Source organism: Neolewinella xylanilytica (assembly GCF_002934605.1).
Lineage (GTDB): Bacteria > Bacteroidota > Bacteroidia > Chitinophagales > Saprospiraceae > Neolewinella > Neolewinella xylanilytica.
This window is the reverse complement of sequence record NZ_PTJC01000009.1, coordinates 70,520-87,373: the sequence shown is the minus strand read 5'-3', so window position 1 is coordinate 87,373 and position 16,854 is coordinate 70,520. Positions and strand designations below refer to the sequence as shown.

Below are 16,854 nucleotides of genomic sequence, written 5' to 3'. Positions count from 1 at the left end.
CATTATGGCTACCTTGCGCGCTACCCAATTACCACCATGACATTTGCCTACGATCTTTTCCGCACCGTGCTCGGGATGAGCGTAATGCTCGGTACGTGCTATTTATTCAGTGCCAACCGTAGGGCGATCGATTGGAAATTGGTGGGTATCGGCGTCGCGATGCAATTCGCGCTCGCCTTGCTCATCCTGAAAGTCGACGGCGTGAGTACCGTTTTCGACTACGTCGCCGCCGGCTTCCGCAAGACGCTCGAGTTTACCGCTGCCGGTGCCGAATTCCTCTTTGGCAGTATCGTGGTGGACCTGGATAGTTTCGGCTACATCTTCGCCTTTCAGGTGTTGCCTACGATCGTTTTCTTTTCCGCCCTGTCGGCAATACTCTATTACCTCGGGATCCTGCAAAAGGTCGTGTACGGCCTGGCGTGGTTACTGAGCAAAGCGATGGGACTTAGCGGACCGGAAAGCCTGGCCGCCGCCGCGAACGTCTTTATCGGCCAAACGGAAGCTCCGCTGGTAGTCAAGCCCTACCTGGAAAGCATGACTCGCTCGGAACTGCTCTGCGTGATGGTCGGTGGAATGGCCACGATCGCCGGGAGCGTGTTCGTATCCTACATCGGATTTCTCGGGGGAACGGATCCGGAAAGCCAGCAATTCTTCGCCCGCCACCTCCTGACGGCCAGTATCATTTCCGCCCCGGCCGCCATCGTTTGTGCGAAGATGCTGCTGCCCGAGACACCCGCTGCTATCGCGGCGGTTACCGGCGGCGTTTCCACGGACCCCCACGAGGCCAAGGTGCCCGAGCGCGACGAACGGCTGGAAATGGCCGCCGACGAGAGCAACAACCTGCTTGACGCCATCAGTCGCGGTACTACGGACGGACTACGACTCGCCGTCAACGTAGGGGCGATGTTGCTTGTCTTCACCGCGCTGATTTACATGCTCAACGTCCTCTTCGTGGGCGGAACGGAGGTAGTCAACGACTTGGCTACTTGGACAGGCCTGACTGACGCCAATTGGAACGAAGCCATAGCGATCCAAACCGGGGGGACGCTTCGAAGGCTTCAGCTTTACCTACCTGTTGGCCCTGGTTTTCGCTCCCGTCGCCTGGATAATTGGCGTGCCCGCCGAGGACATCACCATCGTGGGCCAGTTGCTCGGGCTGAAAACCGTGATCAACGAGTTTGTGGCGTACGATACTTTCCGGACCGTGCAAGCCGTCGGGCCGGCCATGAATCCCAAGAGCGTGCTCATTGCCGCTTACGCCCTGTGCGGATTCGCCAATTTCGCCAGTATCGGTATCCAGGTTGGTGGCATCAGTGCGATTGCTCCCGGCCAGCGCAAGAACCTCACGGAACTGGGGCTCATCGCCCTGGTGGGCGGTACCGTTGCCTGTCTGATGACGGGGGCGGTGGCGGGTTTGTTTTACTGAGTTGCCGCAGTATGGCATACCGTCGAATTTCCACGGTGAATTATCTAGTCAATGATGGCATTCATCGGATAGAGGGGTGATTTCCTCCCCGAATTAGAGTATCATTGCCCCAAGCGGTGAACATCCTATCCGTTCTGGAACGGGACCCGCTAAGTCGATTACCACACACTATTTCTTGACGCTCTTATTCCTAACCAAAGCGGTTCGGGGATAAGGAATTCTTTATTACTCGCTAACCAATATTGTGAAATGAAAAAACTACGACTTGAATTTCTTTGTCACTGCCTCCTTCTGGCCTTAAGTCTCTGGGCGAGTACGGCGGGGGCGCAGGCCGCTCCAACCGGCGTCGTCACCGGTACGGTCCTCGACGCTGAAACCGGCGATCCCCTCATCGGAGTGACGGTCCAGGTGCAAGGGACTACCACCGGCACGGTGACCGACCTGGACGGCTACTACGAAATCAGCGCCAACGCCGACGATGAGCTCATCTTTAGTTATACCGGAATGGAAACCATGGTGATACCCGTTGGAGCCCAAACCACGGTGGACGTCCAGATGGGGGCATCCAGTATCGCATTAGACCAGGTCATTGTTACGGCATACGGTACGTCGAAGCGGGGATCCTTCACCGGATCGGCTACCCAGATCAATGCCGAAGCGCTGGAAAACCGCGCCATCACGAACGTTACCTCTGCGCTGGAAGGTGCCGCCGGGATCCAGTACTCTCCGGGTAGCGGACAACCCGGTGCCACCAGTCCGATTCGGGTTCGGGGCTTTGGCTCGGTCAACGCCTCCGCCAGTCCGCTGTATGTGGTTGATGGCATCATCTTTTCCGGTAGCCTGAATAGTATTAACCCGAACGATATCGAAAGCCTCACCGTATTGAAGGATGCCTCATCCACGGCGCTGTACGGTTCGAAAGCCGCAAACGGCGTTGTCCTCATTACCACGAAGAGCGGTAAAGCCGGGCAGACGCGTTTCAACGTTAACCTCAGCCAGGGATTCAGCGGTCGGGCCATTCCGGAATACGATCGGGTAGGCCCCGGCCAGTACTACGAGCTCCAGTGGGAAGCCTACCGTAACAGCCTCGTTTACGGCAGTGGATTGTCGATGGAGGAAGCAAACCGGGAAGCATCGCGGGAAATCGTCGATTTACTTGGGACCAACCCCTACAACGTAGCCGATAGCCTGGTAGTCGGTCCTGACGGTCAACTCAATCCGAACGCCCAACTCATTTACGGCGACGACCTCGATTGGCAGGATGCCCTCACCCGCCTCGGAAACCGTACCCAAGCGGATATCTCCTACCAGGGCGGCACGGAAAACACTACCTATTTCACTTCGCTAGGTTACATCGACGATACCGGATGGATTCTGGCGTCCGATTTCTCCAGACTGTCCGGGCGTGCCAATGTCACCACCACGCCCCGCGATTGGATACGGACGGGGTTCAACGCCAACATTTCCAGCTCGACCACCAATCAGGCGGCAGACGGAGGCAGTACGAGCTTCGTTAATCCCTTCTTCTCGACCCGTAATATCGCACCGATTTACCCGCTATACGAGCATGACCCCGTTACGGGAGAATTCGTCCTCGACGAAAACGGCGGACGGATCTTTAACCTTGGAGACGATCGGGTAGGCAATACGAACGGTCGTAACGTAGTGCAGGAAACCATCCTGAACATCGACCAGGACCGGATCAATACGATCGGCGCGCGCGCGTTCGTGGACCTGTATTTCCTAAACGATTTTACCTTCACTTTCAACGCGGCCCTGGACCGCCGCGCATTCAATAACGAAGGCTACGGTAACCGCATCGTGGGTGACGCCGCTCCTAACGGTCGGGCGTTTCGTACGAACACCGTAACCTCCTCGATCACCTACAACCAGCTGCTGAATTACGATCACGCCTTCGGCAGTCACAACGTCAGTTTTCTGGCCGGTCACGAAAGCTTCGAATACGAGTACAATTACCTGTACGCCTACTCGGTCGGTCAGATCGCCAGTGGCAACACCGAGCTACGCAATTTCACGACCATCTCCGACGCCGATTCCTACACGGAGCGGTACACTACCGAAGGCTGGCTTGCCAGGGCCGAGTACGACTTCGACGACCGTTACTTTGTATCGGCTTCCTTCCGTGCTGACGGTTCCAGCCGGTTTTCCGAATCGATTCGCTGGGGCAACTTTTACTCACTCGGCCTCGCCTGGCGCCTTGATGAGGAAGCATTCGTTGCTAACCTGCCCTGGGTGGACCTGCTGAAGGTTAGAGCGTCCTACGGCGAGGTTGGAAATGATTCCAACCTGGACACGGACCCCGTCAGCTTTTATGCCAGCCAGCCCCTCTTCACGCTCGGCTTCAACAACGATACCGAGGCAGGAATCATCCTGGGCTCGCTGGGCGCACCCACCCTGGAATGGGAGACCAACGCCCAGACGGACCTGGCCGTCGAGTTCGGATTGTGGGATTACCGGATTTCCGGCTCGGTGGAGTACTACAATCGCGTGACCGATAACCTGATTTTCAGTGTGCCGCTACCGCTATCTACGGGTAGTGACGATTACCTGGCCAATATTGGGTCGATGTACAACAGGGGGGTCGAAATTGCCCTCTCTGCCAGCATCATCAACACGCCTAATTTCAACTTCACGCTGGATTTTAACGGTTCAACCATTAAAAACCAATTTACCGAGCTACCCCAGGAAGAGATCATAACCGGATCCAAGAAGCTGGTCGTAGGCGGCTCACTCTACGATTACTGGCTGCGCGACTTTTACGGCGTTGATCCCGAGGACGGAGCCGCCCTGTATGCCCTCGATCCCGCAGTGAACGCCCCGGAAAGCGACATCCGCATCTTGAATGGCGATTCGCTCACCACGAACGCCAATTACGCCGAATACGCCTTCGTAGGTACCGCCGTTCCGGATTTCTTCGGAAGCTTTACCCCGAAATTCCGGATCGGCAACCTGCGTTTCGGGTTGCTCTTCACCTACCAGATCGGTGGTCAGACGTACGATACCAACCACGCTAACTTACTCGAGAACGGTAATTACGGCTCGTCCCTCAGCACGGATATCCTGGACCGGTGGCAAGAGCCTGGCGATATCACCAATGTTCCGCGGTTGGATGCCGGTCAGGCCAACAACTTCGGTGCCGCCTCCGATCGCTTTCTGGTAAGCTCCGACTTCATCGCCCTGCGGCAGGCCAACATCAGCTACGAGATCCCGGACGGCCTTACCGAACGGATCGGACTGACGAACCTGCGCGTTTACGCCAATGCTGAAAACTTGTGGCTAAACACGGCCCGCACCGGAATGGACGTCAACCAGAATTTCAACGGCACCACCGCGAACCGTTTTACCCCATCCCGTACCATCACCTTCGGTGTCAACACCTCCTTTTAAATTGAAGATCACGATGAAAGCTTATTATAAAATTTTACTGCTCCCTTTGTTGGCGGTTTTCGTCTTTACGGGCTGCGGAAAGGATTGGCTCGAAGAATCTCCCACTACTGCGGTTTCCGCAGGGTCCGCAACGTCCAGTACGGAAAACCTGTACTTGGTGATCAACGGTATCCACCGGCTTCTCTACGAACGGCAGGGCTCGAACGGCCGCGGGGGATTGTCCGCGATGATGATCCAGAACGATGCGCTGGGCGAAGACCTCGTCATGACCGCACAGGCCAATGGCTGGTGGATCAGCATGGCCAGCTGGAACGACCACACGAGTGCTACCGACGCCGATCTGCGCCACGGCTGGCGGGTGATGTATAAGGTCATTAATAACGCGAACATCATCATCGACGGGGCCGATGGAGCCGACGGTCCGGAAGCCGACCGGGACATTGCCCTCGGACAAGCTTACGCCTACCGTGCCTTTGCCCATTTCTTTCTCGTACAGCGGCACGCCGAGCGCTACGACTGGAATGGCGGTAACGACCAAGCGGGAATCCCGATCGTACTCACGCCTACTCAGGAAGGACTTCCCCGTTCCTCCGTTGAGGAAGTATACGTACAGATCAACTCCGATCTCGATCAGGCGATCACTTTGCTAGATGGCTACAGTCGGTTCAATAAATCCCATATCAATCAGGCCGTTGCCCTGGGACTGAAGGCTCGGGTAGCGCTGGTGCAGGGCAACTGGTCCGAAGCGGCGGATTTCGCTCAGCGGGCTCGCGAGGGATTTGATCTCATGAGCCGGGACGAGTATCAAAGTGGATTCAACGACTACGCGGTGGACGAATGGATGTGGGGTAGCCACTACAATGAAGTACAGGGGTCAGTATTCACCAACTTCGGTGCGTGGATGTCCCGTAACTTCAGTTCCTCCAACATTCGGGGTAATCCTAAGGCGATCTATAGCGTGCTGTACGAGCAAATCCCCGAATCGGACGTACGCTCGTTGATCTTCAGTGCCACGGGAGAGCACGAAAATCTACCCGCTGGTTACGAAATTAGCAGCGCGCATGCGCGGTTCCCGTACACCAGCCAGAAATTTTTATCCTACAGTACCGGTGACAGTCGTGGGGACGTCCCCTACATGCGCGCCGCGGAAATGTACCTCATCGAAGCGGAAGCCAAAGCCCGGATGGGTGAAGGAGGTGCCGAAGCCCTGCTGCCACTAGCCGTGGCACGCGATCCGGAATACACCCTGTCTACCAATACCGGTGAGGATTTGATTGATGAAATTCTGTTGCAGCGTCGGTGGGAACTGTGGGGCGAAGGCTTCCGCTTTCTGGACCTCAAACGGCTGAATATGGCGCTCGACCGGACCGATCAAATGGGTATCGAAACCAACCACAACCCTTCCCTCCTCAACGGCCTCATGACGGTTCCGGCAGACGATCCCCGCTGGGTTTGGCTTATTCCCCAGGACGAGATCAACGCAAACCCTAATCTCAGTCAGAATTAGGGATCCCTTCCGTAAAGTACAATCGGTCGACCGGCAGCTGCCCGGTCGGCCGATTTTTTTTGTCGTAGCATTGCCTCCCACCCGCGCTCCTGCGCCCCAAACCCGCTGCCATGCATCCCCTGATTACAAATCGTAAGTCCGTATTTCCGCAGTTCTTTACCGACCGGGCCGTCAGTCGTACCGTACTGGAGGAGCTCCTCGAGGCGGCGAATATGGCCCCCAGCCACCGGAAGACGGAGCCCTGGCGCTTCCGTGTCTACCGCGGCGACGGAAAACAGGCCCTTAAGGCGGAAATGATGGAGGTATACGGTGCGGACCGACCGGATGCGGAAACGACCGCGAAAAAGTTCGGCCAGAAGATTGACCAGTCCGCTGCCGTACTACTCATTTTTATGCACCGCGATCCAAAGGAAAGCGTCCCGGAATGGGAGGAGATCGCCGCGGTGGGTGCCGCCGTGGAAAATTTGTGGCTGAGCCTACACGATCACGGCTTGGGTGGGTACTGGTCCAGCCCCGGATTCGTATGCGGCGACTACGGGGCGTGGCCGGGGGCGGCAGGTAACGAGCGGTGCCTGGGGTTCTTTTACCTGGGGTATCCCGATGCGCCGAACCTCCCGCGTCCACGGGGAGACTGGCGGGAAAAAGTGCGCTGGGTGGAAGGGTAGTGGGGGAGTAAGTACTTTAGCCATTACCCCTAAAGCCGATTCGAATGCGTCATCAACTTTTCAACATCGATACCGCCCTCATCACCGACCGCTGTGTCGTGCGGCGCTTCCGCGAGGGTGACGGCAAGGCATTTTACAAGCTACTGGATAACAACCGGGATTATTTGCTCGACCATTTCCCCTACCTGATGGCGGAAGCAGCTAAAAACCGGAAAGATGCGGAATCCTTCGTTCGGGAATGCATTGCCGAGTGGTTACTGCAACGGCGGTATGCGATGGGGGTATGGCACAACGAGACGACCGAGCTGGTGGGCTTCGTGCAGGTCTTCAACCTCGATTGGGGCGTTCCGATGGGGGAGCTCGGGTACTTTATCGATAAAGAGCTGATCCGTCAGGGGATCATGACGGAGGTGTTGGCGCGGGTCGTCCGCTTTGCCTTCCTTCAGTTGGAACTCGACAAACTGGTCATCAAAACGCTGGTCGACAACTACGCCAGCCAGCGCTTGGCCCGCCGGGTCGGCTTTAGCCGGGAAGGGGATCTCCGCCAGGAGTACCGGCTGCCGAGCGGGGTGCTGGTGGATTTGATGCGGTTTGGATTCGCGCGGGAGACTTACGGGGAATAGGGAGGTTGTTTGTTTTAGTCGGGTAGTCTGTTAGTCTTTTAGTCGGGTAGTCTTTTAGTCGGGTAGTCGGGTCGGGTTCGTGGTGGGGATTAAAAACCCAATCGAAAGTAACTATACCGCGACATTCTGGAATAGGAAGCAACGGAGCTGGTTTAGACCGGTCGATAAGCGATTGGGAAGCACGGCAAGCCGCCCTGGCGCGTACCGACGGATATAAAGACGCCCGCTGCTGCCAATCGATTTTGGGTAAGGCTGGCGAGGAACGACGTTCCGGTGCTACGCGGTCACAAGACCTGAGGCTGCAGGGAATCAGGGTTGCCAAGTGAATCGATCGATACCGTGTGAAGGGCCTGACGGGACTTCATCACGTACCGACTCCGGGCCGGCCGAACACCTGCTTTAATCCTAGGTCGGCTATACGCTAGGGTGTGCAGCGAAGTACGTATCTACCGTTCCCTTTCCGGTATTCCCTAAAATCTGGCCGAAGCGCCCACCATGAAGTTCGTACCGATGGTTGGGTACTGGAAGAACCGCTGGCGTTTGTTGTTCAGCAGGTTGTTGACCCGGGCCCAGACGCCGAAGCGGTCGTTGAGGGTGTACTCGGCGTTGAGGCTGAGGTCCAGCAAGGCGTTGAGGTGATCTACGCCGCCCTCCGCGGTCTGGTACGGAAGCCCGTTCTCAACGAACAGATCGGCCCGTAGCTGCAGCGGTAGGGTGCGGAGGGTGTAAATCCCGGCGGCGTTCAGGCTCAGGCTGGGCAGGTGCCACGGCTTCTCCTCGTCTTCCATGCTGTAGAAACGCTGTACGAAAGTGGCGCTGAGATCGAGATCCTCGACGATGGGCAGGGTAGCGGTTCCCTGAATATAGACCTGGCTGCCGTCGTCGTAGATCACGTCGAAGCGGGGAATGCCCTCGTCGTCGCGCTGGTGGCGGTAGAGTGCCAGATTATCCAGGTATTTATAGCCGGCTTCGGCGCGGTACGCGATGCCGCGAAAGGTGCCTTCGACGCCGCCGTAGTAACGCGTCGCCTCGGAGTTGCGGACCCGGAGGCGGGTATTGATCCAGGGGTTGTAGTCCGACAGACTTTTGAGGGTGTTCTTCTGGACGTTTCCTTCTACCCCGGCGAAGGCGTTGAGCAGGCCGTCGATCACCACGGCGGAGGCGCTGAAGTTCGGGAAGATGTCGAAGTCGTTTTTCTGACTGGTAAGCCGCACCCCGGCCCGCAGTTTGATGCGATCGGCTACGACTACGGTGTAACTAGGACTCAGGCTGACCACGTTCAGGTTCTGGGTGGCCGTATCCTTGAACGAAGTAAAATCGGCGCGAAATTCCACGTCGAGCGGGTTGGAACCGTTAATCCACTTCGTGGCCGCGACGTTGATGTCAAAATTGCTTTCCCGGACCGACGGATCGGCGTTCATCAGGTAGAGCCCGATACCCGCGCGATAGTCAAAATCGCCTTCGGTGAGGGTGCCGTTGTAGATTTCGGAGTGCAGGGAGAAGATGTTGAAGCGTTGCCGCACTTCGTCCTGGGTGAAGGTGAGGGCGGAATCGGCCGGGAGTTCGCTGAAATTGTACCCGTAGTAATAGCGACTGCGCGTATCGTAGCTTAGACCTCCGCCGACGGCGAAGCCCTGATCGAAGAGGTAGCTTCCCTCCGCGCCGAGGCGCGTATCGCTGGCGCGCTGGTTTTCCACCTGGTTGGTGTTATTAAAACTATAGTGGGTGCCGAAGACCCCCAGGTCGATATTCTCCTCTCCCGTAAGGTCGTAACTGGCATCGGCGTAAAGCGCGTTGGGCACGCCCGCGCCAAGTTTGATCCAGGCGTTGTTGATCGGTTCGGGCTGCTCTTGGGTGATGGCGCGGGGGCGGATCGCCGGAGCGGGATAGTCGATCGCCAGCGGGCGGGGGACAATGCTGTAGGCTTGCCGGCGGCTGGTGGTGTCCGCTGCTGGTAGGACGGGGTTCACCCTTACCCGCTCGGCGTCGGTGAGGCGGGCTTCGAAGTTGGTGACTACCGTCACGCTGTTGTCTTCGAGGTCGGTATTCTGGGCAAACAAACTGGCCACCGGTAGCAGGCAGCAGCTGAGGGTGAGGATGCGTAGGATGTTCATAGTCGATTAATTGCCGCCGTTGTCAAGTTCGAGACGGTTGGGGTCGGTAGGCTGGGTGTTGAGGCGGCTGCCGCTGTTGATTTCGCTTTCTACGCGGGCGAGTTTCTGCCGGGCCTCGGCTACGAGTTCGGAGTTCTCGCTATAGTTCTCGAGTAGGGCTTCGAGCGCGGCACGGGCGTTATAGAGATCGCCTTTGTCGCGGAGGACGTCCGATAACAGGATCACGATCTTGGCCACCCAGTAGGGATAGCCGGAGCTTTCGCGGTTGGCTTCGAGGGCAAGTTGTTGTGCGCGGTCCAGGTCGCCCTGTTTGTAGATGGCGTCGGCGCGCAGGTAACGGGCCTCGGCGGTCCGTTCATCGTCGCTATTGGCAATGACTACATCGAAGTAAGGGATAGCATCACCGAACTGGGATCGGTCGTAGGCAATCTTGCCCAGGTAAAAATTGGCAATGGTTTGTTGGGCGGCCGTGGCGTTCCGGTTGCCAGCCACTTTGGCGGCGTAATCGGCCGTCGCGGTCATATCGTTCAAGCGGTAGGCCGATTGCAGCGCGCCGACCTGTGCGTCAAAGCGGGTAGCCTCGGAGTCGGCGGCCGCTTCCAATAAGGTGTAGAGACGGTACGAGCGCTGAAAGTCCTGAACACTATTGTACGCGATCAGACTGGCTTTTTTCAGTGCGGGGAGGTAGAAGCGGCTGGGGCCGGCATTGATGACGGCCTCGTAGTCGGGCAGGGCATCGTTGTACCGCCGCAGGGCCACGTAGCTGTCGCCCCGGTAGAATACGCCCGGCAAGACGTTGGGGCTTTGGGGGTATTCCTGCAGGTACTGCGTCAGGGCATTTACGGCTCGCTCGTAGTTGCCGTTTTCGTACTGGCTTACCGCGGCGCGGAAGGAAATGCTGTCGCGGGCGTCGGTGGTAATCTCCTGGCCCGGCATCGTCTCGAAAAACTGGAAAAAGAGGTCGGCGCGTCCCATATCGTCGACGTAGATCTCCCGGAGCGCCTCCCGGGCCCGGGTAGCCTCCCCCGGGGTGGGGTTAGAGGTGAAGACCTGCTTGTAGTAGTTCACGGCCGCTTCGCTGTTGCCGAGGTTGTAGCTGATCAGGCCCAACTGCAGCAGGCTCTGGTTTACCAGCGGAGAATTTACCTTGTATTGCCGGATGATGGTGCGTAGAGGCTCCAATGCTTCCTGGGGGCGTTGGAGTTCCTGGTAGGTTAGTGCCAGTTGGTAGAGGGCGTCATCCGCGAACTGACTGTTCGGGTAACTTTCTACGAGGCGTTCTAGCGCCAGCACTTTTTCCGCCTGCCGTCCGCGCAGTCCTTCGATCAGCGCTTTTTGGTACAGAGCGTAAACGAAGCCAACGGTCTGCCGGCGAATCGCGTCGTCGTAAAAGCGGGCAGCCTGGTCGTACTGATTGCGCGAGAAGTAAGCGTCACCGGCCCGGAGTACGGCATCGCCCAGTACCCGCTCGCGCACGTCGGTGTCGGTGATGTACGGCAGGTTGCGTTCGATGCCCTCCACGGCGGCGGTGAAGTAATTCAGCGCGGAAGCGTAGTTATCTTGCTTCAAGTAGTTGTACCCCTGTAAGTAGTTGGCGGTGTAAACAGATGATTGGGGCGGTAAATCCTCCACCGAGCGGGCCAGGGTAAGAAACTGGTTGGTGAGGTTGATGGAGGTAGCGTAATCTCCCTGGCGGTTAGCCAGGTCGGCCAGCCAGTAGAGCGCCTGGGCGCGGTAAGTGTTGTTGACTGGCCGCTGCAGGCTCTTTTCCAACAGCGACTTGGATTCTACGAGCTCGCCCTGTCCCAGCAGTTGCAGTCCCCGCAGGAACGCGGCGCGTTGGTATGCTTCGTCCAACTGGGGCGAACGGTCCGGCATTCCGTCTAGGATGGAGAGTACCCGCGCATAATCTTCCGTGGTGGAAAACACGTCCGCCAGTAACTGTTGCCCCTGGGAATAGAAGGCACTGCTTTGCGGCAGTTGCTGAATGGCCGTAATGGCATCGGCGGGGTAGCCGAGCTCATAGCTCAGTTTGGCATAGTTGTATAGCGCTTCTTGCTGCATGGCTTCGTCGAAATTCTGACGACTGGCAGCGGCGAAGGCCGACCGGGCCCCGACGCCATCTCCCTGCCGCAGGGCGATATCGCCGAGGTAGAAGTTGGTGCTCTGGCCGATCTCGGTATCCTGCCCCGAAACTTCTTGGAAGCTTTTTTTGGCTTCCTCGTAACCCTGGGTCTGGTACTGAGCGAAACCCAACTGAAAAAGCTCCTCTTCCCGCAGGCGGCGGTTGCCTTTGGCGTAATTTTCCAGCAGCGGGCGCGCACTGGCGTAATCCCCGCTTTCGAAGTAGGCCTGTCCGAGAAGCTGCTCCATCTCCTGCCGGTTGCGCAGTGCGGAGTTGTTTCCTTCCAGGAGCGGGGCGGCGTAAGCGATTAACTCGTCGTACCGCCGTTGGGCAAAGTAGATCTGGGTCAGGTAGTAGGGGATGTAGGGTTTATACTGCGGATCCTTCTCGGCGATGCGGAACTGCTCCGCCGCCAGATCGTAGTTGCCCTCGAAGAATTGAATAATGCCAAGGTAATAATTGGTGGGGTAGTAATATTCCCCCTGCACGTTGCGACTGAACTGGAAGTAGCGCTTGGCCTCGTCGAAATCTTTTTGCACGAAATAGGCGTAACCGAGGCGGAAATTGACCTGTGCCTGCTCGGCGGCGGTCATCAGGTCGCGGGGTGCCATAAGGTAGTATTCCACCGCCTTATCGAGGTCGTTCTGGTCGAAGTAGTAGTTGGCGATTTCAAGCAGGGCGGTGTTGGCGATCGGGTCCGGCTGGTAGCGGCGCACAAAGTCCAGGATCAGCTTTTCACCGTCGCTGTTGCCGAGGCGAACGGCCAGTTTGGCCGCGTAGAGTTCGGCCTGCATCCGCAGCAGTTCCGCTTCCGGTTCGTGGACGGGCAGGAGCATCGTGGCCACTTCCTCGTATTCCCGCTTTGCCTTGTCCAGCAGGTTCTTCTGCCGGTGGTCCTCCGCCTGTTTATAGGTGCGCCAGGCTTCGGTATACACCGTGGTGGCCTGGGCGGAAAGTCGCAGGGAACATACAATTAGCAGCAGGGTAGGTAGTAAAAAGCGTTTCAACAGCATAGTGTCTCATCTAAGGCGCGGCAAGATAGGCCGTGGGGGGATAACGCACGATGGCGGCCTCCGGTCTACCGGATGGCCGCCGTTTTGGTTACCAAAATCTAAAAGTGCGGGAATGTTTGTTTTCAGGCCCCCCAGCTCTCGTCGTCGCCGGCTTTGTAAGTGGGTGCCAGTACCTGTGCTCCGGCACTGTCGGCCATGTACGGGTCGGATAGCGGGTAGTCCTCCACGGATACGCCATCGCTTGCGAACCAGTCCTTCCGAAGGTGTTCGCCTACGCGGATCGCGTTGGCCACAACCGTAAGGGTTGGGTTCGTCGCTCCCTGACTGGGCTGGAAGCTCGCGTCTACCACGTACAGGTTATCCACGTCCCAGGCTTTGCAGTTGACATCCAGTACGCTTTTCTTCGGATCGGTGCCGAACTGGGCGGTGCCGGCCTGGTGCCAGGTAAACTCCAGTCCCTTGGTCGACCGCATGAAATCGGTGAAGCCCTGGGGTTTCAGGTAATTCTCCTGGAAGTAGTCGAGAAATTCAAAGTGGCTTTCCCGGTTGTTCGGACGGTAATTGAATTTGATGCCCTTGTCGGTCCATTCGATGCGATTGTTGGCGTCGGGGAGGTCCTCGCTGGTGAACCAGAAATCCACGGCGTACTGCTGTACCTCCCGGGCGCGTTGCTCGTCGATGCCCTGGCTGGCGTAGTCGCCCATGATGCGGGTCCAGTGGGCTTTGCCGGTGAGCTGGATCGTGCCGAGGGGGTACGGGTGCTCGGGACTACCGTGGTAGAAATCGTGTACGCCCAGCGTCTTTTGAAAAATTGTTGGGTTAGGATTGCTGTAATCCATGGCCGAAATGCCGCTCTGGTTGTGTTTGGTGAAGTTGCGGCCTACCTGGTCGGAGGAGTTGGCCACGCGGGAACGCAGGAGTAAGGCCGCGGTCTGGATAGCGCCGCAGCTGACAACGACCAGGTCGGCCGACAGGCTCATCGGCTCTCCGTCCCGCGTACCCTCCACCCGGGTAATCTTACCGTTTTCCTCGATGAGTTTCTCCACGCGGCTGCCGGTCCAGAGCGTGACGTTCTCGTGCTTCAGCGCGGGGCGCACGAGAGCGGTCTCCGCGTCGGATTTCGCGTGTACCATGCAGGGGAAGGGATCGCAGGTATTGCAGGCGATGCAAGGCCGTCGCCAGGGCTCTTCCATGTCGCGGTTCAGCGCCAGGTTGGAATGATGCGGATGTAAGCCCATCCGCTCCAGATTGTCCGCTACTTCCTGGATCCGCCGTTCGTGGGGGAAAGCCTTGAACGGGAAGGGGCCGCTGTACCAACCTTCCGTGGGATCTTCGCCCCGGTTGCCGTGAATTTTCATGACGTGCTCGGCCATCATGTAGTAGGGTTCGTATTCGTCGTACTTGATCGGCCACTCCGGACTCACGCCTCCCCGGTGCTGTTGTTTTTCGAAATCTTCCGGTCGCTGCCGGTGAAGAAGGGCGCCGTACATCTTCGTATTACCGCCCACGTTGTAGTAGACGATGGGCCGGATATTTTCGCCATCGGGGCCCTCCCAATTTATGTCCGCTTTATACCCGTCTTCCCCGAAAATGAAGGCGGGGTCCCAATTGCGTTTTTCCCGCGGCAAAAAGGTGCCTTGTTCCAGGATCAATATCCGCTTTCCCGTATCGGCGAGCGTATAGGCAATGGTTCCACCACCGGCTCCGGAGCCGATGATGATGACGTCGAAATCGTTAGGCATGGGTATGTTTTGTTAGGTAATGACGCTACCCCGTATTGGTTCACTTCGCTTCTCCGATGGTCCGCAGCGCAACGGCCGTCAGGGCCTTCACCCGACGAGCGGGCCGCATGGACGCGTAGTCTACCGGCGCGCCGAACCAGCGGGCGAAGACGGGCTCGCTAAAGAGCCGGAAGTAAGTATACCCTCCATCGTATTCCGCAGCCGCCCATAGGCCGATGGCGTCTTCGTACTGGCCGCATTCCAGGGGAGCCAAACCCGAATCGCACATGCGGGCCACCTCCCCCTTGCGCATGTTGGCCCGGACGGACAGACTGAAAGGGCTACCGCTGAATTTTTTGAAGTAATGCAGCCATTCCCGGTAGGGTATGTCGGTCGTCACCTCCTCGGGAGCCGCCGCGGCGCGGTAAGCGATGTACAGGCCGGTAGCGGCCGCGCTGGGTTCGATGCTGCACCGATTGGTCGGGGTAAAGGCCGCGCACGGCAGCCGGCTTTCCGCGTAGTGAAGCTCTTTATCGATGTAGTTGGTCCACTCCCGGCGCGTATCCCGTGCCAGGGTCTCCCCGTAGTAAGCATCGTACAAACTTAGGGCGTAGATGGCTGCGGCGTTATCGGCGGGGCGCAATAGGTTTTCGTCGGAATGGCTACCCAGGTGCTTATAATGTCCACGCCGGAGCCGATCGCCGAGGTAGCGGCCGATACGCCGGAATTGGGGAGCATAGGTTTCGTCGGTGGTAACCAGTTGGTAGTGGCCCAGCACAATTCCGGCGTGGGCCAGGAAGAAAACCTCGTGGTCCCAATCAAAGCCCGACCGCCACTGGGGCAGGTTACTACTCCGGACCGTCCACGCGGCCATCCGCCGGAGTAGGGAGTCGACGGTCCCGACCGTATCGGGCAGGTAATTCAGGCCACGGTACAGGGCTTGCGATGCCGAGGAAAAAAAGAAGAGCGTTTCCTCCGGTTCCCGCAGGTCGGCCCCGCCGTACAGGTCGTCACTTCTGAGCGACTGCCGCAACACCTCCAGGTCGTGGTTCGCCTGCCGGTGGTTGGCCGCCTGCCAGTAAATGGCCAGGGTGGTACCGGCTAGAAGGAGGGCGGTGAACGCGGGTGCAAGGGCAACTCGTTTTCTATTCCGGGTCCACAACCAGTAAGCCGGGATCAGAAACGCAAGACTAAACAGCAGGGGAGGAAGAATACCAGTGAGCGCCATGGAAGGTCAAAGGTACGCCTTACTGTAAAGGGACATAGCTAAATCGGCGGGACTTTGGTCGTGCCGCCTGAGGCACCACGGTCACTACCGGAGAATACGGGAGGAACCGAAAAATGGCCGTCGCCCTTTCCGTAAGTTCTTCCGGTCCGATCCGTACTTCCAGGTGGCCGATCTGCTGCACCCGCAGTCCGATCCGGTAGGCTACCTGGTATTCGATGTCGACTTGGATACCACTGGCAAGCAACAATTGCCGGTGAAACTCATAATGAGACAGGGAGTTAGGATCTATGTCCATGGATACTTACATCTTCACGAGAAACGCCAAAAAACGGTGGCAAATATGTGACGTGGCATAACCTTTATAGTCACGAATTTTGTATTTATCGGTACGAATAAAAATGGGCCGGCAGTTGGTCAGCCTTTTGCCTGATGGTATCGACAGCCCCGTTTTTCCGCCACCTTTATGCTGTTCGCTCCCCGTCGGTTGCGGATTTCAAGCGATAAAATCGTTCTCATTTGCTATCGAAAAAGACGAAGTACGCGATCAATGCACTGGTATACCTAGCCCGCCACGCGGACGAGCAGCCCATACCGGTCTCCCGCATCGCCGAAGAGCGGAAGATTCCGCTCAAATTTCTGGAGTCGATCTTTTCAGAACTTAAGAATGCCCGCATCGTAAAGAGTAAGAAAGGAAAATACGGGGGCTATTCCCTAAACGGAGGCACCGACGATATCGACCTGGCCCAGGTGGTCCGCCTCTTCGATGGAGCCATCGCCTTGCTGCCCTGCGCCACCCACGATTATTACGAGCCCTGTGAGGAATGTCTCGACGAAACAGCCTGTGGTATACGCAAGGTAGCCCTCGAAATCCGTAACGCCACCGTGGCCAGCCTCAAGGAGGCGACGCTGGCCAATATCCTCGCCCGCGAGCAAAACCTCACCCGCTAAAAAATTTCCCTGAATTTTAATCCTACCTATTTGGTAGGTATTATAGGAGAAGTACATTTGTATTGTCCTACTGAAC

Annotated in this window: 11 protein-coding genes; 6 read left to right on the top strand and 5 right to left on the bottom strand. The window is 57.7% G+C overall.

Annotation, left to right across the window (positions count from 1 at the left end; all coding sequences use genetic code 11):
• Nucleotides 1-36 precede the first annotated feature (36 nt).
• The 5 genes from CLV84_RS22425 to CLV84_RS20970 all read left to right on the top strand — a co-directional run bounded on the left by CLV84_RS22425 (nucleotide 37) and on the right by CLV84_RS20970 (nucleotide 7,629).
• Nucleotides 37-1,506: a NupC/NupG family nucleoside CNT transporter gene (locus tag CLV84_RS22425; RefSeq protein ID WP_454557400.1), complete on the top strand. Its 1,470-nt coding sequence runs from the start codon at nucleotides 37-39 to the stop codon at nucleotides 1,504-1,506.
• A 169-nt stretch (nucleotides 1,507-1,675) separates the two neighbouring features.
• The gene (locus tag CLV84_RS20985) at nucleotides 1,676-4,834 is read left to right on the top strand and encodes a SusC/RagA family TonB-linked outer membrane protein (protein ID WP_104421816.1); all 3,159 of its coding nucleotides are present in this window, start codon (nucleotides 1,676-1,678) and stop codon (nucleotides 4,832-4,834) included.
• A 13-nt stretch (nucleotides 4,835-4,847) separates the two neighbouring features.
• A complete protein-coding gene (locus tag CLV84_RS20980) occupies nucleotides 4,848-6,341 on the top strand; it encodes a RagB/SusD family nutrient uptake outer membrane protein (RefSeq protein WP_104421840.1) in 1,494 nt (497 codons plus the stop codon).
• A 110-nt stretch (nucleotides 6,342-6,451) separates the two neighbouring features.
• On the top strand, nucleotides 6,452-7,006 hold the full coding sequence (locus CLV84_RS20975) for a nitroreductase family protein (protein WP_104421815.1): 555 nt from the start codon (nucleotides 6,452-6,454) through the stop codon (nucleotides 7,004-7,006).
• 44 nt (nucleotides 7,007-7,050) lie between these two features.
• The gene (locus CLV84_RS20970) at nucleotides 7,051-7,629 is read left to right on the top strand and encodes a GNAT family N-acetyltransferase (protein WP_104421814.1); all 579 of its coding nucleotides are present in this window, start codon (nucleotides 7,051-7,053) and stop codon (nucleotides 7,627-7,629) included.
• Between the two features lie 470 nt (nucleotides 7,630-8,099).
• Here CLV84_RS20970 and CLV84_RS20965 read toward each other — a convergent pair whose 3' ends face one another.
• The 5 genes from CLV84_RS20965 to CLV84_RS20945 form a co-directional block, all read right to left on the bottom strand.
• Entirely contained in the window at nucleotides 8,100-9,743 is a 1,644-nt protein-coding gene (locus CLV84_RS20965; protein WP_104421813.1) for a TonB-dependent receptor, read from the bottom strand.
• A gap of 6 nt (nucleotides 9,744-9,749) precedes the next feature.
• Nucleotides 9,750-12,881 (bottom strand): tetratricopeptide repeat protein, encoded by a 3,132-nt coding sequence (locus tag CLV84_RS20960; RefSeq protein WP_104421812.1) that lies wholly within the window; start codon nucleotides 12,879-12,881, stop codon nucleotides 9,750-9,752.
• Between the two features lie 122 nt (nucleotides 12,882-13,003).
• Nucleotides 13,004-14,623, bottom strand: coding sequence for a GMC oxidoreductase (locus CLV84_RS20955; protein WP_104421811.1), 1,620 nt, complete (start codon nucleotides 14,621-14,623; stop codon nucleotides 13,004-13,006).
• Nucleotides 14,624-14,663: 40 nt separating this feature from the next.
• The gene (locus CLV84_RS20950; protein ID WP_104421810.1) at nucleotides 14,664-15,830 is read right to left on the bottom strand and encodes a hypothetical protein; all 1,167 of its coding nucleotides are present in this window, start codon (nucleotides 15,828-15,830) and stop codon (nucleotides 14,664-14,666) included.
• Nucleotides 15,831-15,849: 19 nt separating this feature from the next.
• Nucleotides 15,850-16,125, bottom strand: a complete 276-nt coding sequence (locus CLV84_RS20945) for a hypothetical protein (RefSeq protein ID WP_146088893.1) — start codon at nucleotides 16,123-16,125, stop codon at nucleotides 15,850-15,852.
• 221 nt (nucleotides 16,126-16,346) lie between these two features.
• On the opposite strand from CLV84_RS20945, the gene CLV84_RS20940 reads away from it, so the two are divergent.
• Nucleotides 16,347-16,778, top strand: a complete 432-nt coding sequence (locus tag CLV84_RS20940; RefSeq protein ID WP_104421808.1) for an RrF2 family transcriptional regulator — start codon at nucleotides 16,347-16,349, stop codon at nucleotides 16,776-16,778.
• Nucleotides 16,779-16,854: the final 76 nt, after the last annotated feature.